This is a genomic window from Ruminococcus flavefaciens 007c (genome assembly GCF_000571935.1).
GTDB lineage: Bacteria > Bacillota > Clostridia > Oscillospirales > Ruminococcaceae > Ruminococcus > Ruminococcus flavefaciens_F.
In genome coordinates, this window is the sequence record NZ_ATAX01000035.1 from 65,861 (window position 1) to 84,702 (window position 18,842).

The 18,842-nt window shown below is 50.1% G+C and carries 12 protein-coding genes; 2 read left to right on the forward strand and 10 right to left on the reverse strand.

Translation table 11 applies throughout. The features are described 5' to 3' along the window. Positions 1 to 193 precede the first annotated feature (193 nt). Together RF007C_RS14230 and hpt are read right to left on the reverse strand one after the other, a co-directional pair. Positions 194 to 1,555 carry an NCS2 family permease gene (locus RF007C_RS14230; protein ID WP_037300981.1) on the reverse strand — a complete coding sequence of 454 codons (1,362 nt, stop codon included), beginning with the start codon at positions 1,553 to 1,555 and terminating at the stop codon, positions 194 to 196. 10 nt (positions 1,556 to 1,565) lie between these two features. Further along, entirely contained in the window at positions 1,566 to 2,114 is a 549-nt protein-coding gene (gene hpt, locus RF007C_RS14235) for a hypoxanthine phosphoribosyltransferase (protein WP_037300984.1), read from the reverse strand. 365 nt (positions 2,115 to 2,479) lie between these two features. Here hpt and RF007C_RS14240 point away from each other — a divergent pair, with 365 nt between their 5' ends. Continuing rightward, positions 2,480 to 5,887, forward strand: a complete 3,408-nt coding sequence (locus RF007C_RS14240) for a pectinesterase family protein (protein ID WP_037300987.1) — start codon at positions 2,480 to 2,482, stop codon at positions 5,885 to 5,887. A 156-nt stretch (positions 5,888 to 6,043) separates the two neighbouring features. Here RF007C_RS14240 and RF007C_RS14245 read toward each other — a convergent pair whose 3' ends face one another. The 8 genes from RF007C_RS14245 to RF007C_RS14280 form a co-directional block, all read right to left on the reverse strand. Beyond that, positions 6,044 to 8,032 carry a bifunctional 4-hydroxy-3-methylbut-2-enyl diphosphate reductase/30S ribosomal protein S1 gene (locus RF007C_RS14245; RefSeq protein WP_037300990.1) on the reverse strand — a complete coding sequence of 663 codons (1,989 nt, stop codon included), beginning with the start codon at positions 8,030 to 8,032 and terminating at the stop codon, positions 6,044 to 6,046. Further along, positions 8,025 to 8,666, reverse strand: coding sequence for a lysophospholipid acyltransferase family protein (locus RF007C_RS14250; protein ID WP_019680824.1), 642 nt, complete (start codon positions 8,664 to 8,666; stop codon positions 8,025 to 8,027). The genes RF007C_RS14245 and RF007C_RS14250 overlap by 8 nt, the downstream gene beginning before the upstream one ends. 27 nt (positions 8,667 to 8,693) lie before the next feature. Continuing rightward, positions 8,694 to 9,356 (reverse strand): (d)CMP kinase, encoded by a 663-nt coding sequence (gene cmk / locus RF007C_RS14255; protein ID WP_037300994.1) that lies wholly within the window; start codon positions 9,354 to 9,356, stop codon positions 8,694 to 8,696. A gap of 112 nt (positions 9,357 to 9,468) precedes the next feature. After that, the gene (locus tag RF007C_RS14260; protein WP_037300996.1) at positions 9,469 to 9,696 is read right to left on the reverse strand and encodes a DUF3006 domain-containing protein; all 228 of its coding nucleotides are present in this window, start codon (positions 9,694 to 9,696) and stop codon (positions 9,469 to 9,471) included. Next, complete coding sequence (locus RF007C_RS18115; RefSeq protein ID WP_051456689.1) at positions 9,693 to 10,457, reverse strand: ComEC/Rec2 family competence protein; 765 nt, start codon at positions 10,455 to 10,457, stop codon at positions 9,693 to 9,695. Before RF007C_RS18115 ends, RF007C_RS14260 begins: the two co-directional genes overlap by 4 nt. A 98-nt stretch (positions 10,458 to 10,555) precedes the next feature. Then, positions 10,556 to 12,535 carry a YgiQ family radical SAM protein gene (locus RF007C_RS14270; protein WP_037300998.1) on the reverse strand — a complete coding sequence of 660 codons (1,980 nt, stop codon included), beginning with the start codon at positions 12,533 to 12,535 and terminating at the stop codon, positions 10,556 to 10,558. Positions 12,536 to 12,731: 196 nt separating this feature from the next. Beyond that, positions 12,732 to 15,311: an FtsK/SpoIIIE family DNA translocase gene (locus tag RF007C_RS14275; RefSeq protein WP_051456690.1), complete on the reverse strand. Its 2,580-nt coding sequence runs from the start codon at positions 15,309 to 15,311 to the stop codon at positions 12,732 to 12,734. Between the two features lie 56 nt (positions 15,312 to 15,367). Next, on the reverse strand, positions 15,368 to 16,078 hold the full coding sequence (locus RF007C_RS14280; protein WP_051456691.1) for a ClpP family protease: 711 nt from the start codon (positions 16,076 to 16,078) through the stop codon (positions 15,368 to 15,370). A 233-nt stretch (positions 16,079 to 16,311) separates the two neighbouring features. Here RF007C_RS14280 and RF007C_RS14285 point away from each other — a divergent pair, with 233 nt between their 5' ends. Further along, entirely contained in the window at positions 16,312 to 18,783 is a 2,472-nt protein-coding gene (locus RF007C_RS14285) for a glycoside hydrolase family 9 protein (RefSeq protein WP_037301002.1), read from the forward strand. Positions 18,784 to 18,842 lie beyond the last annotated feature (59 nt).

Below are 18,842 nucleotides of genomic sequence, written 5' to 3' on the forward strand. Positions count from 1 at the left end.
CAGCTCATGCTGTCCTTTTATTTTATAAATCATATTTTACGTTTGTAGTGGCGGATATTATCCGCCCGTGATACAAAAATTATATTTGCGGTGTGATGTATGATCGCCCCACTACAAAATTGGCCATGCTGGCTACAATGCAAGGCGCGGGCCGCCAAAGACAGCCCCTACAAGCTAACGGTTAAATTATGATTTAAAGGAATATATATTTGAGCACGAAAAGTACCGCAAGAATATACATTATGGGATTGATCTCCTTACGCTTTCCGCAGATGAGGTTTATGACCACATAGGAGATGACACCGATGGCGATACCCTCGGAAATGCTGTAAAACAGCGGCATGGCAATTACACAGAGATATGCAGGTATCGCCGAGGCGTAGTTTTTCTCGTCTACCTTTATCTCGGATACCGTGCTGAACATGAGGAAGCCTACGAGAATAAGCGCAGGAGCTGTTGCAAATGCAGGTATAGCAATGAATATAGGTGCCAGGAGCATGGAGAAAAGGAAGAGCACAGCCGTAGTCATAGCCGTAAGGCCTGTTCTTCCGCCTGCCGCCGCGCCTGCGGAGGATTCAACGAAGGTCGTTGTGGTGGATGTACCGAGAACAGCGCCTGCTGTTGTAGCAACGGCATCTGACATTAGAGCCGGTCTGATGGCGGGGAGCTTGCCTTCCTTGTCGAGGAGCCCTGCCTTGGTGCTGACACCTATAAGAGTGCCCAGAGTGTCAAAGAGGTCAACAAAGAGGAAGGAGAATATGATAACGATGAAGTTGAATATTCCCACAGCGTCAAAGTCCACATTGAAGCACTGACCGAAGGTCTCTCCCAGCTTTGAGAAGTCTGTCATACGGAAGGAAGGGATAAGTGTATATGCTTCGGCTGCGGGATCGGGGATATATATACCCGTCAGCTCGCAGATTATACCCAGCATCCATGTGGCAAATATGCCGATGAGTATAGAGCCCTTGATCTTCTTGATGTAGAGTATGGCCATAAGTATAAGACCTATGAGAGCAAGAAGTGCGCATATTCCTTCTGTATGGAAGTTTTCGCGGAAGTTGACGAGAGTGACAAGTGTTGCCGAATCTACGGCAAGGCCTGCGTTCTGGAGACCGATAAAGGCTATGAACAGACCGATACCGACTGATACCGCACGTTTCAGAGAAAGTGGGATGGCGTCAAATATAGCTTCCCGGACTCTTGTCAGAGACAGCACTATAAATATGATACCTTCAATGAATACCGCAAGGAGAGCGACCTGCCAGGGATAGCCGAGGTTACCGCAGACGGTATAGGCCATATAGGCGTTGAGTCCCATGCCTGCGGACAGGGCAAAGGGCAGATTGGCCATGAACGCCATGCACATGGTGCCTATGAAGGAGGCAAGACAGGTGGCAAGGAGAACGGCTGTGCTGTCCATACCCGTTGTGGAGAGGACGTTGGGGTTTACGGCAAGGATATAGGCCATAGTCATAAAGGTGGTTATTCCTGCTGCAATCTCGGTCTTTACATTGGTATTGCGTTCCTTGAGCTTGAATAGTTTCTCGAACATGGCAGCCACCTCATTCCTCAAATTCTGCTATATACGGCAGATTTCTGTAAAATTCGCCGTAGTCCAGACCATAGCCGATTACAAAGTAATCGGGGATCGTAAAGAGTGAGTAGTCGGCTTTCAGCTCGACCACGCGGCGGTCGGGCTTATCAAGAAGGGTTATTACATGAAGGGAAAGAGGCTCTCTTACCTTCAGTATCTTTATGATCTCGTTGAGAGTTCGTCCCGTGTCGATGATATCCTCGATTATGACCACGTGATAACCGCTTATATCGTGCTTCAGGTCCATGGTTATCTCCACATGGCCGGAGGACTGAGTGCCTTCAAAGTAGCTTTTTGCGGCCATAAAGGCGATCTCGCACGGGACATCCACCTGGCGGCACAGATCGGCCATAAATACAAATGAGCCCTTCAGTATGCTGACCAGGAGTATGGGAGAACCGTCATAGATAGAGTTGATGAGCTGGCCTGCTTTTTTCATTTCTGCGCTGATCTCCTCCTGAGATATGAGAACGCGCTTGATCTTGCTTTTCCATTGTTCGGTGCTGTCGAATTTCATATGATCTTCCTCCACTGCTGATATTTCGGAAATAATATTCCATTATAATTATACCATTATGTTAAATATTGTCAATAACCGCCTGAAGTTATCCTGTATAAGCTTGTTTTAAGCCGTAAATTAAATGATGAGGATAGTTCTGTAAAATATCCAAAGGGGAGAAATGCATATTGTGCAAATATACAAATATAAGCTATATTACAATGTGATTATTTACAAATGCGAGAAAGCGTGCTATAATTATGATGTATAGGTGTATATTCTGAGGTTTCTTCTCCCTGTAAGAAGCATCAGATACACAGAGTAAACAGGCAGCTTCGCCTTAGGCAGCGGGCTGCGGCGTAATGAAAAGGAGTGTAATTATAATGGTAAGCGGAACAAAAAAGCTCGCTGTCAAGCTTTTTGCCTTTGCATCGGCCATGATAGTCTTTCTGGCGTCATTTGCAGTGATACCTGTGCATAGGGTATATGCAGCCGGCACGGACCTTTATGTAGGCTATTCGGGCAGAAACAATAATTTCTCGACAGTGCAGGCGGCTGTTGACAGGGCAGCAAGCCTCAATCCCTCATCGGAGCAGAACCGTGTGACGATACATATAGCTCCGGGAACATACCGTCAGCAGGTAATAGTACAGACTCCCTACATAACCTTCGTGAACGACGAGCCCGACAAGGGAGACGCAGTTCTCACATGGTACTATGGTATAGGCTATAAGTATTACAGTGCCAATTCCAAGGGCTATTACGATGCAAACCTTGCAAACGCAAAGAGCGGCAAGAACGTGGCAAATTACCGCTGGGGCGCTACTGTGCAGCTCTGGCCGAAGGCCACGAACTTCAAGGCGAAGAATATCGTGTTCGAGAATTCCTTCAACCGCTATATCACTCAGGAGGAGCTCAACGACGGTGTGGAGCTCACAGGTGATACCTCGGTCACAAAGATAACTCAGGTAAGAAATAACTGGACCGACGCAAAGTCAAAGGCAGCCACAGAGCGTGCAGCTGCTCTTTCCGTGGACACAGGCTATGCGGAATTCCTGGGCTGCAAGTTCCTGTCCAGTCAGGATACCCTTTATACAGGCGGTTCTCCCCAGTACTACAAGAACTGTCTTATCGAAGGACAGACCGACTACATATTTGGCGGAAGCAATGCAGTGTTCGACAGTTGTGAGCTGCGCTGGAAGGGTTACAGCAGCGGCTCGGTAGGCGGCTACATCACAGCAGCCAGAGAGCAGGGAAGTCCCTACACGGGCTATCTCTTCAAGGACTGCAGGGTGACCGCAAATCCCGATCTTACCGTATCGGCAGGCTATCTTGGCAGACCCTGGGGACAGACCGCAAAGGTGCTCTTCGTAAATACCACCCTCCAGAACGGAAATATGATAACAGCAGCAGGCTGGACATCAATGAGCGGCGTACAGCCCGAGAGCGTTGACGGCTTCAAGGAGAACGGCACAAAGCTCTCCAACGGACAGAGAGTCGATCTTTCGCAGAGAAAGGGACATATCGTATCCGACGGCGATGCTGCGAACATCGATATCAAGAGCTATATGAACAACTGGACTCCCTCATTCCTCAGCGGCGAGTCAGGCAGCGGCGGCGGAGATCAGCCTTCGGGGAATATTGACGGAGCTATAAAGAGCTGCGGCGGCTGGTACGAGGAAGCCTTTGTGGAGTTGGACAGCTCAAAGCTTGGCAGCAATATCAAGGCAAGCTACGCTCAGGCAGGCACTTCCGATTATAAGGCCGTTGATTCGGCGCTCATACGCGGTTCGAGGATAGATATACCCGGACTCAAGGGCAATACCGAGTACAATATCAGTATTCAGGGCTCAAACGGCTCTGCAAGCTGTACAGTAAAGACCATGGCCTTTGACCGCAGCGGCTATGCTCACCACAATGCATCAGAGGCAGTAGGCGCTTACAATAACGACGGTACGCTGAAATCAGGCATCACAGTGATATATGTTACCAACTCCAACAAGGATACGATAACATGGGGCGGAAAGACAGGCCTGTACAATATATTCAACGCTGGCCCCAGCAACGTTGATTTTCGTCTTATCGGAACTATCGACGTTCCTTCGGGAGCAAAGCCTAACAACGGTCAGCAGAACGACGGCTCGAATATGCTCTATATGAACGGCGGCAAGAATGTTACCGTTGAGGGCATAGGCTATGAATGCAATCTCAATAAGTGGGGCTTCGATATGAAGCATTCCACAAGCTGTGAGGTAAGGAACCTCTGGCTGGGACAGTACCCTGACGACGGTATATCCATGTCGGGCGGAAGCTCCTCAAAGTCCTATCATATATGGGTACATAACAACACTATCGAAAAGGGCTACAACGCATATGCAGGCAACGGCATAGTTGACGATGACAAGGCAGACGGCGACGGCTCTCTCGATATCAAGTGGTCTGAGAATGTAACAGTTTCCTACAACGTATTCAAGGACGCCCACAAGACCTCTCTTGTAGGCGGCGGCACAAGCCACGAGCAGGACTGGATAACCTACCACCATAACTGGTTCAACAATACAGAGTCCAGAAATCCCCGTGCAAGAGTAGCTCACGTTCACAGCTACAACAACTATTTCTACAATAACAAGCAGTATGCAATAGCTGCTTCACACAACTCAAAGATATTCTCCGAGAATAATTACTTTGAGAACTCAAATCTTCCTCTTGACGCTGTAAATATGGGAAGTGACCCATATTCGGGAACTATCAAGTCCTTCGGCGACAGATTCGTGAACTGCAATATGGGAAGCGGACTTGCATACCAGATAGTGAATTCCAGAAACGACAAGGCATATATAAATAACCTCAAGGGCGGCGGCGAAGGATACGATAACTTCGATACCGATTCATCGAAGATATACAGCAGCTACAATGTACAGTCCGCAGACGCTGCAAAGGCAGAGGTAATGGCATATGCGGGAAGAATGCAGAATAAGGCATACAATGCAGGCTCTGTATCACAGGGCGGAGATGGGCCTCAGATAATAGATGTCTACCCGAAGAGCGCCCTTATCGCACGACTTGATGTCAAGGACGCAAGCTACGGTGCACAGTGGTCTATCGCAGAGAGCTTCAGCGTGGGCGACAAGGCATTCGGCGACCGTGAGCACGTTATCGCTTCCGTACCTTCCGATATACAGGGAGGAGAGCATATCATCACAGCCTGCAACTCCAAGAATACAGACTCAGACCTTGCAGTAATAACAGCTGCAAAGGACATCACGGTATATGTCTGCATGGACGAAAGAGTAACTTCCGTACCGTCATGGCTGTACAGCTTCAATAAGAACGGCGAGATAGTAGAGGTCAATGACAGCGAGGCAGTAAGGCCTTTCGATGTCTACACAAAGGAGATAAAGGCAGGGGGAACTCTTACCCTCGGTACAAACGGAATGAGCGGAGCTTGTATGAATTATATTGCCTTCGTAAAAGAGACTCCCGTAGTTACGACCACGACCACAACTACAACGACCACCACTACTACGACAACTTCCACTACCACAGAGCCTCGGCAGGAAAGACGTGCGGGCGATGCGAACATGGACGGCGGAGTTGATCTTGCAGATGCAGTTCTCATAATGCAGGCTCTTGCAAATCCGAATAAATACGGCCTTGGCGGTACCGACTCCAGGTGTCTTACCGAGCAGGGCAAGAGCAACGGTGATGTAGACGGTGAAAAGGGACTTACTCCCAATGATGCAATGACAATACAGCTGTATCTCACTCATGTTATATCGGTTTTAGGATAAACTGAGCAGCAGTTCAGTGCTTATACAGAAAAAAGCCCCTTCTTCGGAAGGGGCTTTCTCAATAGTTATTAGAATAATTCACTTTGTATTCGGATGCTTATTGCATAGGGATTAATAAAACGGGCTGTACTTGTGGTACAGCCCGTTGTTTACTGATTATTCAGCGTCCTCAGCAGGAGCTGCTTCTTCCTCAGCAGCTTCTTCCTCGTCCTCATTCTCGAGAAGAGCACGCATTGAGATGCTGATTCTCTTGGACTCGGGATCGATGTCGATGATCTTAACATCAACCTCATCGCCAACGGAAAGAACGTCCTTGACATTCTCTACCTTCTGGTCAGCGATCTGTGAGATGTGGATAAGACCGTCAACGCCGTCGATGATCTGTGCGAAAGCGCCGAAGCTTGTGATTGAAACGATAGTAGCCTTAACTACATCGCCAACCTGATAGTTGGACTTGAAGATTTCCCAGGGATTGTCCTCAGCCTTCTTGAAGCCGAGAGAGATCCTGTTAGCTTCCTTATCAAGATCCTTGATGTAAACCTCAAGAGTATCACCAACATTAACGACCTCGCTGGGGTGCTTGATTCTCTTCCATGAGAGCTCTGAGATATGTACCATGCCGTCGATGCCGCCGAGATCAACGAAAGCACCGAAGCTTGTGAGTGACTTAACCTTGCCTGTGTAGGTCTTGCCTACTTCAGCTGTCTCCCAGAATCTTGCCTTAGCTTCTTCCTTCTTAGCGTTCTGAACAGCCTTGATTGAGCCTACTGCTCTCTTTCTGCCGCCCTCGGAAACCTCGATAACGATGAACTCTACCTTCTTCTTAAGGAGCTGATCGAGCTCTGCGCCTCTGGGGAGACCTGTGAGAGAAGCGGGGATAAATACTCTTACACCCATAACTGTGAGTGTAACGCCCTTGTTTACTACGCTCTGAACAACGCCCTCGAGAACGGTGCCTTCCTGCTGAGCCTTAACGATCTTTTCGTAACCGGCCTGCTCGTCCACCTTCCTCTTGGAGAGAGCTGCTGTACCCTCTGCATCGTTTACCTTGATAACAACGAGCTCGATCTCGTCGCCGACACTAACGATGTCTGAAGGCTTCTTTGAAGGATCGTCTGTAAGATCATCAAGAGCAACATAGCCTGTGTGCTTTGTACCGAGGTCAACGATTGCTTCTGTATTGTTCACGGCGATAACGGTAGCCTTAACTTTCTCTCCTGTATGTATTTTTTTGAATGACTCGTCGATAGCCTGAGCAAAATCGATCTCCTCATCCTGATTAGCTGCAAGAATTTCATTTTCTGCCATTTTGGTTTGTACCTCCTTGATTATATAGGCGGGGGTCGATGCCCCGGCAGTAATGCCGATCTTATTGGCATTCGGGAGCTTTAAAGACCGAAGCTCGTCCGAATTTTCAATATGATACGTTTTACAGAAACGGCTGCACACCTCATACAGCTTGACGGTGTTGGAGCTGTGTCTGCCTCCGACCACAAGCATAATATCCGAGTCTTTAGCAAGCTCGGCAGCGTCGGACTGACGCGCGTCGGTAGCGTTGCATATTGTATCATATATAACGATGTCCGGATCGTCCTTCGGGATCACGTTTAAACACTCACCCCATACTACTATATTATACGTCGTTTGCGCCACAATTGCAAGCTTTTTTTGCAAATTTTTATAATTTTTTTCAAAAAAGGCTTTTAGCTCAAAGTTGTCCTTAAAAACGAGGCAATTTTCGTCACAATGACCAACTATCCCCTGAACTTCAGGGTGATCGCGGTCGCCTGCGATAAGGATAAAATAGCCTTCCGCGGTCTTTTCGGCTACTATTTTATGGATACGCGAGACAAAGGGACAGGTGGCGTCAAGCATCTTGTTGCCCTTGGCTTCGATCTGCTGATAGATCTCCCTGCCGACGCCGTGGGAGCGTATAACTACTGTCTCATCGGGGCGCAGCTCGTCAACGGTGTCTATTATCCTTGCGCCCTTGGCCTTCATATCGTTGACAACGTCCTGATTGTGTATGATCGGGCCGAGGGTAGCGACCTTTGTATTCTTTTCCAGTTCGCCGTAGACCATTTTTACGGCTCTGTCCACGCCGAAGCAGAAGCCTGCCGACTTGGCGACGGTGACCTTACTCATTGTCTGCTTCCTCCTTTTTATCCTCCTGAGCTTCTTCGGGAGCGCCCTCCACCAGGAACCTTATATCAGCCATATAGCGATTTTTGAGCTTTACCAGCTGACGGGGATTGGGAGCGTCGCATATCTCGCAGTACTCGGCAGGATCGATGGGAGCTCCGAATTTTACGGTGAGGGGAGTGCGGAATTTCAGCTTTTCGCCGTAGCATATGCCTACGGGGATAATCGGCTTTCCTGAACGGGCAGCAATGAGAGCTGCACCTGTATGTCCTTTCTTTGCGACTTTTCCGTCCTTTGAGCGTGTGCCCTCGGGGAAGATCATAAGGCTCCTGCCGTTATTGAGCCTGTCAACGGCGGTGTCGATAACTCCCGTATCGCCCTTTCCGCGTGCAACGGGGAAGGCTCCCAGGGAGCGTATGAGCCATGCAAAGAACTTGTTCCTGAAGAGCTCCTCCTTTGCCATAAATGCGAATTTTCCGCGGCCGCCGGTGCCAAGGAGGGGAGGATCCGCATTGGACCGGTGGTTGCAGGCGTATATGACTGTGGTATCCTTGGGGATATTATCTCTGCCCTCATAGCGGAGCTTGTACATTATGCGGAAGTACAGTCTTACAAGAAACTTGATTATGTAATACATATTGTCTCACCTCTGTACAGGTTTTTATCAGCCTATCTTGTCCTTGATGACCTTTACTATAGCAGCTGCGGACTCCTCTAAGTTCAGCTTTGTGGTATCCACAAGGACAGCGTCCTCAGCCTGTTTAAGGGGAGCTGTCTTGCGATGCATATCCTGATAGTCGCGCTTGATGATATCGTCGAGTATCTCCTGATATGTGGGACAGTCAGGCTTTTCAAGCAGCTCCTTGTAGCGGCGGTTTGCACGCTCCTCGGCAGAAGCCGTAAGGAATATCTTGACATCTGCATTGGGAAGCACTACTGTACCGATGTCTCTGCCGTCCATGATTACGTTGTTTTCACGGGCTATTTTCTGCTGAGTCTCAAAGAGGTAAGCTCTTACCTCGGGGATAGCGGAGGTGCGGGAGGCTGCCATGGAGATCTCGGGAGTCCTGATAAGATCGGAAACGTCCCTGCTGCCCAGAAATACTCTCTGAGCGCCGTCGATGAATTTAAGAGACACATCAGCCTTTTCCAGAGAAGACTCAATGTCCTTGTCGGCGATGTTGTTTTCTGTGATAAAGAGAGCTATTGTACGGTACAGCGCACCTGTATCAACGTAGATATAGCCCATTTCCTTTGAGACCATCTTTGCAATGGTACTTTTTCCTGCACCTGCAGGTCCGTCGATAGCGATGTTGATAGTTTTCATTATAAGAACTCCTTTGCTGACAGGCATAGCCTGATAATATGCTGTAATGATTAAAATAAAAAAATATGTATGGGATTCAATGGTTTTCCATTGAAAAAGTGCCCTTTTTTAACTACTTATGAGGGGAGCTGTTTCCGTCCAGCAGTTCTCTGAGTTTTCTGCTCATTTTTCTGCGGCGCTTCACAGTTGCTTCCTTATTAATAATATAGGAGCCGTTTTCACGGATAAGTATGTCTCCTTCGCGGACTTCCGCAGGGAGCTCCGTTCTTGGCAGGGAAATGATGCCGTTTTCGGTCTCGATAACGGCGGTATTGCCCTCAAATCTGTCTATTATCATCATTTTCCGCCTCTTTCCACGCTGACCGAGAGCTTTTTTCCGTCGGATTCCGCAATTATGGTACCGCAGGTATCGGTGCGGAAAATATTATCGGTATATCTGCCCAGTCTTTCAAGGGTACTCTGTGCAGGGTGTCCGTAGGGATTTTCCGAGCCGCAGGAGATAACAGCCGCGTCGGGGCGTATGACCTCCAGCAGGGCGTCTGTGGAGGAATAAGCGCTTCCGTGGTGACCGGCCTTGTAAAGGCTGACCTTTCCGAGAAGCCCGCTGTACAGCATAGCCGCTTCGGATTCGGCCTCGGCATCACCTGTGAGCAGGAAGCTTTTCTTGCCGTAGGTCAGAATAAAGCCCAGGGAATAATTGTTTAAGTCCTCGTGGAGACCTCCGTCGGGAGCTATGAATTTTACCTCGGCTTCACCGAGGGTAAGAGTTCTTCCCGCGTCGGTTTCCGAGAGCTTCACATGAGCTTTACTGCAGCTGTCGAGGAAGCGTTCATAGTACAGAGTATCCGGGATCTGCTCGTCGGGGATATGAGGTATCAGCACCTCTCCCACATCGAAGGTATCTATGATATTGTACATACCACCCATATGGTCGGAATGAGGGTGTGTAGCAATAATGTAGTCCAGCCTTCCCACGCCCAGTCTGCGCAGATAGGTGACCACCTCGTCCGAGAGGGCGTCCTCGCCGCAGTCAACGAGCATGGTAGCACCGTTGGCAGCTATAAAAGTGCAGTCGCCCTGCTGTACGTCGATGAAGTGCATTACCAGCTTATCCTCATTGGGGAAGGTATGCCGCGGCCTGCGCAGAAAATGCCAGCCGACGACTAACAGTACCGCAGCGAGCAGCAGTCCGCAGGTCTTCAGTGCTTTCTTTTTCCGTTCTGCCCGTTCCTTGTCCCGCTTTTCTGCGAGTTCCCGAAGGAGCTGCTTCTGCCTTTCGTTGAGCCCGTATTTTTCGCCTGCGGCCCTGATGAAGCTTTCCGTGTCTTTGAAGTATTTTGCCACGGCCTGTCACCGCCTTTTCGGGGATTATTGCCCTGTCCGCGGTTATCGTCCGCTACAAGGCACTTCGGGGATGTGCCGATGAGATCCCGCCGTCCTGCGGCTCTGAGAGCTTCAAGGACTATCTCCTTGTTCTTTGGCAGGAAGTACTGGAGCAGAGCACGCTGCATTGCCTTTTCCTTTGGAGTTTTGGGAACGTAGACCTTCTCCATGGTGTATGGATCCAGCTCTGTATAGAACATTGCAGTTGATATAGTGCCCGGGGTGGGGTAGAAGTCCTGCACCTGCTCGGGGCGTATCTTGTTCTCTTTAAGGAAGAGAGCAAGGTCTATGGCTTCATTCAGCGTGCTTCCGGGGTGTGATGACATAAGGTATGGAACGAGATACTGTTCCTTGCCCATGCCCTTGGTTATTTCGTAGAAGCGCTTCTGGAAGCGCTTGTAGGCTTCGATATGAGGTTTGCCCATTTTGTCGAGGACTACCGCCGAGCAGTGCTCGGGAGCCACCTTCAGCTGGCCGCTTACATGGTGCATGATGAGTTCCTTCATGAACTCGTCGTCCTTGTCCTCAATAAGGTAGTCGTAGCGTATGCCCGAGCGGATAAATACCTTCTTCACGCCCTTGACCTTGCGTATCTTACGCAGCATGGACAGATACTCGGTATGATCCACCTTCAGTGCGGGGCATGGCTTGGGAGCAAGGCATTTCTTGCCCATGCAAAGTCCCTTGGAGAGCTGCTTGTCACAGGAGGGACGTCTGAAATCAGCGGTAGGTCCGCCGACATCGTGTATATATCCCTTAAAATCGGGCATTTTCGTGATGCGTTCAGCCTCGGCAAGTACGGACTCCACGCTGCGGACAGTTATTCGTCTGCCCTGATGAAGGGCTATGGAGCAGAAATTGCAGTAGCCGAAGCAGCCGCGGTTGTGAGTTATGGAAAAGCGTACCTCCTCTATGCCGGGGACTCCTCCGAGAGCCTCATAGGACGGGTGGATAGCCCTCGTATAGGGCAGAGAGTAGATATGGTCCAGCTCCTCTGTGGTGAGGCTGTAGGCGGGAGGCAGCTGCACCAGCATCATTCTGCCGTGACGCTGGATTATGGTCTTGCCGTATACCTCGTCCTGCCAGTCGTACTGTATCTTTACTGCCTTTGCATACTCGGGCTTGCTGTCCCGCACCTGCTCGAAGGAGGGGCACTGTGCAGCGCCCAGAGGCGTGTTCACAGGCTCCGTAAGGTAGCAGGTACCGCGTATATCGTGGATCTCATGTATATTTTCGCCCTTTGCCAGACGGGTGCAGAGCTCTTGTATCTGGTGCTCGCCCATGCCGTACATGAGCAGGTCTGCGCCGCTGTCAACGAGTACGGAGGGACGCACGGCGTCGTCCCAGTAGTCGTAGTGTGCGAAACGCCGCAGGGAAGCCTCAAGGCCGCCGATGATCACGGGCACGTTCCCAAAGTATTCGCGGAGCTTCTGGCAGTAAACGATGACTGCACGGTCGGGGCGCTTTCCCGCTGCGCCCCCTGCGGTATAGGCATCGTCAGAGCGCTTTCTCTTGGCGGCGGTATAATGAGCCACCATTGAGTCGATATTGCCTGCGGTGACAAGGAAGGCATACTTCGGAGCGCCGAAGCGTCGGAAGTCCCTGTCCGTATGCCAGTCGGGCTGGGAAATGATACCGATACTGAAGCCCATGCTTTCGATGAGTCTGGTCACGATGGCAGCACCGAAGCTGGGGTGGTCAACGTAGGCATCGCCTGTGATGTATATGTAGTCGAACTGTTCTATGCCCAGATCGTCCATTTCCTTTTTTGTAGTAGGCAGAAAGCCTTCATACATGGTATCACCTCCTGTAAATCATAATTTTGCGGAACAATATTTTGATTTGAGCCGTTAGTCATCAGCTTGTAGGGGCGGCGTTACGCCGCCCGCAGTTATTCAGTTATATTGCAGGGACGATGCATACATCACACCGCAAATATAATTTTTGTATCACGGGCGGATAATATCCGCCCCTACAAACGTGAATTATAATTTATTCGTCCATTCTGCGGAGGCGCCACTCGTCATACTGCATTTTTGACATGAGTACCTTTCTTGGCTTAGCGCCTTCGCTTGCGCCGATAACTCCGCGCTCCTCAAGCTCGTCCATTATTCTTGCCGCTCTTGCATAGCCGAGCTTCAGCTTTCTCTGGAGCATGGATGTTGACAGCTGACCTGCCTCTACAGCTACCTTGATAGCGGCCTCTACGATGTCTTCATCACTGCCGCCGCCTGCGGATGGACTGCTGTCGGTGCTGCCGGAGCTGTTCTGAGACTGAGTCGCCATAAGCTCAACTGCTTCAGTGATCCTGGGATCAAAGTGAGCCTCGGTCTGTGCCCTTATATAGCGTACAGTCTCGCCTATGTCATCGTTTGAGGAGAAGCAGCCCTGTACACGGACGGGCTTTCCTGCACCTATTGGCATATACAGCATATCGCCGTTTCCGAGGAGCTTGTCTGCACCTGCCATATCTATAATGGTGCGGGAGTCTATCTGTGATTTTACCGAGAGAGCTATACGGCTGGGGATATTGGCCTTGATGAGTCCCGTGATGACATCGGTGGTAGGACGCTGTGTAGCTACAACAAGGTGCATTCCTGCGGCTCGTCCCATCTGGGCAAGACGGCAGATGTAGTCCTCCACGTCCTTTCCAGCCACCAGCATCATATCAGCCAGCTCGTCGATGAATACAACTATCTGCGGCATGGGGACGAGGTCGCCGTCTACCTCGGCCAGCTCGTTGTAGGAGCGGAGATCGTTAGCGCCTGCCTCCGCGAAGAGGTTGTATCGGCGCATCATCTCATTTACTGCCCAGCAAAGTGCGCCTGCCGCACGTTTGCAGTCGGTCACTATGGGTATGAGAAGATGCGGTATATTCTCAAATATCTTGAATTCTACTATCTTGGGATCAATGAGTATGAGCTTTACCTCGTCGGGAGTTGCATTGTAGAGTATGCTCATGATTATGGAACGGGTGCAGACAGACTTACCCGAGCCCGTTGTACCTGCGATGATGACATGAGGCATTTTTGCAATATCTCCCAGTATGATATTTCCCGTGATGTCCTTGCCCACTGCAAAGGTCAGCTTGCTCTTTGATTCCCTGAATTCGGGAGAGGAAATTATCTCGCGCAGAGTTACCGTATCCTTGGTGGAGTTCGGTATCTCTATGCCCACGGCTGCCTTACCGGGGACAGGAGCTTCTATACGGACGCCCTGTGCAGCAAGGCTGAGGGCGATGTCGTCCTCCAGACCCTTTATCTTCGAGACCTTTATTCCGGGGCCCGGCTGTATCTCATAACGTGTGATGGAAGGTCCGCGGAATATGTCCTTTATTTTTACCTCAACGCCGAAGCTCTTGAGGGTGTTCTTGATGACCTCTGCCTTCTCGCGCATTTCCTCTACGGCCTCGGCACGGTTGGAGCGTATCTCGGGGCGGGTGAGCAGATCAATGGGAGGAAGTATGTATACGGGCTTTTCCTCAATGGTCTCTTCCTCTTCTTCCTCGGGGAGTTCCTCCTCGGGAGTATCGGGCTTTCCGTCGGCAGCCTTGCTTATGAGCTGTTCAAGTCCCTCGTCGGCAGGAGCTTCTTTCTCGTCTGCGATGACCTCTTCGGTTATGGGGCTGACGGGCTCCTTTACAGGTGCGGGTGCAGGCTCTATAGCTATATCAATGGCCTTTTCCTCGGGAGTGGGCTCGCTGCTGTCATGGACTATAAGGTGATCCGTAGGCAGCGGTATATCAAGAAAATACCCGTCGGGAAGAGCCTCCACGGCTTTTTTCTGCTGTTCGGCCTTTTCCGAGGGCTTCCGCGAAGATTTTTTCGGATTTGTCATGCTTATAGCTTCAAGGTCGGCGTCGAAGTCCTTTCTTTCCCTGTCGTCGTCAAGATCGTCGTCCTCAAAGGCGTCCACGAATTCTCCGCCTATGAGCATATTCTGGAGACCGTTGACGCATTTCCCTATGAATACGAAGGGAGTTGCCAGCAACTTCAGGAAGTCCACAAGCCCCCGTCCCGAAAGGAGCATACCGAACACGAAGAACAGTACCAGTGATATGAGCCTTGCTCCCAGCTTGCCGAAGAACTTCAGCAGGGGCCCTGCTATGATAAGGCTGGAAACTCCGCCGCTTTTCAGCTTTGCTCCCTCCTCGTAGAGTATCTTGAAGTGGCCGCCGAAGGTACCTCCGGGGATACGTCCCACGGCAAATATCTGATAGGCGGCGCTGGCAAGGAATATCATGGCGATACACCATACCGTTCTGCCGCTGATGTCCTTCCTGCTCTGCTCTGTGCCAAGCTTTATGGCTGTATATATGAGTATGACCGGTATGAGGAATGCCGCTATGCCGAACACTCCCAGTATGAGATTATGCAGTGCCAGCCAGCCCTTGCTGCCCTTTACCAGCACCATCAGGGCTGTGAGTATGCCCAGAGCGAAGAGCAGTATTGACCACAGCTGGTTGCTCTCGTTCTGAGGAGCTGTCTTTGTATTGCTTTTTATAGGTTCCCTGCGCGGCGGTTCGGTTTTCTTATTCTTCTGAGCCGCGCTCTTTTTCTTTGCTTCTGCCATTTCTGCCTCCATTTTGTTCCTTATGTACTGTGCCGTATGTAAAGGCACAGCTGCGGTCAGTCCGCATATCTTTTTTCTGTATTTTCTATCATATGGTAAAGACAGTCCATTGCGTCGCCCAGACTTCCGAGGCTGTCGATAAGTCCGAGTTCTACCGCCTTGCTGCCTTCTATAACACTGCCCACATCCAGGACAAGCTCCTCTGTGTTCATCATAAGTCTGCGGAGCTCATCTTCACGGATACGGCTGTTCCGTGTGATGAAGCTTACTATCCTGTCCTGCATCTTGTCGAAATAGGAGAGAGTCTGGGGCACTCCGAGAACTGTGCCGTTCATGCGGACGGGATGGATAGTCATTGAAGCCGTAGGAACGATGAATGACCGCTTTGCGCTGACGGCAAGGGGCACTCCTATGGAATGGCCGCCGCCTACTACAAGAGATACCGTGGGAGTTTTCATGCCCGCGATGATCTCTGCCAGAGCAAGCCCTGCTTCCACGTCTCCGCCTGCGGTATTCAGTATTATGAGCAGTCCCTCAACGCTCCTGTCCTGCTCGATGGCTACCAGAGCGGGGATTATATGTTCATATTTGGTGGTCTTGTTCTGCTCTGCCAGGACATAATGCCCTTCTATCTGTCCTATGACCGACAGACAGTGTATCAGATGCCGTGAGTTCTTCGGCACCGACTGACCGTTATCACGGGCGAGCTCGGCTTCGTACAGCATCTCTTCGGCGGGGGAACAGTCTTTTTCCTTTTCGTCTGACATATATACACCTCCGAAAGCTATTCTGCGCAGCTTTCGTGAGCGTATACATTATTATTATATACTTATGCTGACTAAAAGTCAATACCGCAGCAATGGGTGTACTTTTTCGTGGGCTTTTGTGAAAAATGTTGTTTTCATCTTGACAAACCCTGGGTTTTATTGTATAGTTAAGATGTATAGGTACGGCATATTGCTGTATCTCAAAAAAATTAATACGAGAGGGGTATTAAAAAATGATAATCAAAAAGTTAACGGCAGCAGTTTCTGCACTGGCTATGTCAGCAGGTATACTGGCATATATGCCCGCAGGCACAGAGGGCGGTATCACAACAGCTGATGCAGCTTCAAAGTATAATTACGCAGAGGCTCTTCAGAAGTCAATGTTCTTCTATGAGGTACAGCAGGCAGGCAAGCTTCCTGACTGGAACTATGTAACATGGAGAGCCGATTCTATGGTGAACGAGAAGGGTGAAGAGACAGATGTCTGCAAGGGCGGCTGGTTCGACGCAGGCGACCACTTCAAGTTTACTCTTACAAACGCATATTCCGCTTCAATTCTTGCATGGGGCTACCTTGAGTACCAGGATGCAGTTGAAAAGCAGGGACTGGGCGAGATTTACCGCAACAACGTACAGTGGGGACTCGATTACCTCATGCAGTGCGACAGAGGCGATAAGATAATCGGTACTATCGGCGACTTCAAGGGCGGCTCTACCGACCATAACATCTGGTGCAGCGCAGAGGTATACCTCCGCAAGCATCATCTCAACAACGGCGACTGGAACCGTCCTTATGACGAGATAGCAGATTCCACTACAATGGCTCTCAGTGCAGCTGCACTGGCAGAGGGCTATCTTATGTTCAAGGATACCCAGCCCGACAAGGCAAAGGCTTATCTTGACCAGGCAAAGACCTACTTCAAGACAGCTGATAAGATAAGAAAGAACCAGAACGGCGCTATGGCCGATATGTACAAGCCTTCCTCATGGGTAGATGACTGTATGTATGCAGCTATCTGGCTTTACAGAGCTACAGGCGATGAGAGCTACATGGCCAAGGTAAAGAGCGATTATATCCCCAATTTCCCGCTGGAAGAGCAGTCCACCACCCGCAAGTACACCTGGGGCTTATGCTGGGATGATACTTCACAGGCAGCTGCTCTCCTCTATGCTCAGGAGACAGGCGACACGGAGTGGATCGATCACGTTTCGCACCACCTTGATTACTGGATAGACGGTTACGGCGGAAAGAAGATCGCTTATACTCCCGACGGTATGGCTTGGCTCTTCAGCTGGGGCCCTGCACGTCACGTAAGTGCTACTGCATGGCTGGCTCAGCTTGCCTGCGATACTATCTTCAAGGATGACGCTTCACTGACCAAGAAGTACAATGAATGGGCTAAGGGACAGATGGACTATATCTTCGGCGATAACGGCCTGAAGATGAGCTATGTTCTCGGTATGGGCGACAAGCAGCCTACTGCTTTCCACCACAGAACAGCTTCGGGTATCCACGATGACCACTGGAACGAGCTCGGACAGGCTACAGGCGGTGCAGAGGGCTGGCAGACAGAGTATGCTCATACTCTCTACGGCGCTCTCGTAGGCGGTCCCGACCAGACAGGTAAGTACATAAATCAGGTATCAAAATATGAGTACTCAGAGGTAGCTATCGACTACAACGCAGGCTATACAGCAGCTCTCTGCGCCCTCGTTGACGATTACAGCGGAACTACCGATCCTTCATTCCCGCCCACAGAAACTCCGACATGGGCTGAGTGGGAGATAGCAGCTGTTCTCAACGGCAGCGGCGACAGCTATACAGAGATCAAAGCATGGGCTATGAACCACACAGCATGGCCTGCAAGAGTTGCAAAGGATATTGAGTATCGTTATTACTTTGATATATCCGAGGCCATTGCAAAGGGACTTTCTGCCGACGATATAAAGGTCGAGGGCAAGTCACAGCAGTACAGCAAGGGGGAGCAGGGCTATGCAGAAGTTTCAGGTCCTTACAAGTATGAGGGAGATCCTACAGGAAATACCTACTATGCTCTCATCAAGTTCGAGGACGGCAGAGCTATACAGCCTACCGGCCAGAGCGAGCACAGAGATGAGGTACAGTTCAGAGTATCAGTTCCCGATGCTATCGACGGACAGTCCACAAAGGGTGCATGGGATCCTACGAACGACTGGTCTTACAAGGGCGGTATCTCCAAGGATGCAGACCTCAAGAAGGATAATTCTCTCAATAAGCAGATAACAATGTATGTTGACGGCAAGCTGGTATGGGGTACTGAGCCCGACGGCACAGAGCCCGAGCCATATTCAGTTCCCGGCAAGGCTCCTGTGAGTAATACAACCACAACAAGCACAGTCACAACAACAAGTACAACCACCACAACAACAACTTCAACAAGCACAACTTCAACAACAAGCTCAACTCCTGCGCAGCTGCCTGAGATCAACTGGGGAGACACTAACATGGACGGCAAGGTCGATCTTGCAGACGCTGTTCTTATAATGCAGGCTCTGGCTAACCCCAATAAGTACGGTATCGACGGTACTTATGAGAAGCATATCACAAGACAGGGTCAGCTCAACGGCGACGTTGATCAGTCTACAAAGGGACTCACAGGCGACGACGCAGTTACCATTCAGGAATATCTTTTAAAGCTTATCCCTTCACTTCCTAAAACAAATTAATTAATTCATATTTTAGAAATAAGAGGAAATTCGTTTCCTCTTATTTTTTTTAGCTTTTT

What these genes read in the sequence shown, in the direction of transcription:
- RF007C_RS14230 (WP_037300981.1), bottom strand. Translation starts at nt 1,555, where the DNA reads ATGTTCGAGAAACTATTCAAGCTCAAGGAACGCAATACCAATGTAAAG.
- hpt (WP_037300984.1), bottom strand. Translation starts at nt 2,114, where the DNA reads ATGAAATTCGACAGCACCGAACAATGGAAAAGCAAGATCAAGCGCGTT.
- RF007C_RS14240 (WP_037300987.1), top strand. Translation starts at nt 2,480, where the DNA reads ATGGTAAGCGGAACAAAAAAGCTCGCTGTCAAGCTTTTTGCCTTTGCA.
- RF007C_RS14245 (WP_037300990.1), bottom strand. Translation starts at nt 8,032, where the DNA reads ATGAGTAAGGTCACCGTCGCCAAGTCGGCAGGCTTCTGCTTCGGCGTG.
- RF007C_RS14250 (WP_019680824.1), bottom strand. Translation starts at nt 8,666, where the DNA reads ATGTATTACATAATCAAGTTTCTTGTAAGACTGTACTTCCGCATAATG.
- cmk (WP_037300994.1), bottom strand. Translation starts at nt 9,356, where the DNA reads ATGAAAACTATCAACATCGCTATCGACGGACCTGCAGGTGCAGGAAAA.
- RF007C_RS14260 (WP_037300996.1), bottom strand. Translation starts at nt 9,696, where the DNA reads ATGATGATAATAGACAGATTTGAGGGCAATACCGCCGTTATCGAGACC.
- RF007C_RS18115 (WP_051456689.1), bottom strand. Translation starts at nt 10,457, where the DNA reads ATGCACTTCATCGACGTACAGCAGGGCGACTGCACTTTTATAGCTGCC.
- RF007C_RS14270 (WP_037300998.1), bottom strand. Translation starts at nt 12,535, where the DNA reads ATGTATGAAGGCTTTCTGCCTACTACAAAAAAGGAAATGGACGATCTG.
- RF007C_RS14275 (WP_051456690.1), bottom strand. Translation starts at nt 15,311, where the DNA reads ATGGCAGAAGCAAAGAAAAAGAGCGCGGCTCAGAAGAATAAGAAAACC.
- RF007C_RS14280 (WP_051456691.1), bottom strand. Translation starts at nt 16,078, where the DNA reads ATGTCAGACGAAAAGGAAAAAGACTGTTCCCCCGCCGAAGAGATGCTG.
- RF007C_RS14285 (WP_037301002.1), top strand. Translation starts at nt 16,312, where the DNA reads ATGATAATCAAAAAGTTAACGGCAGCAGTTTCTGCACTGGCTATGTCA.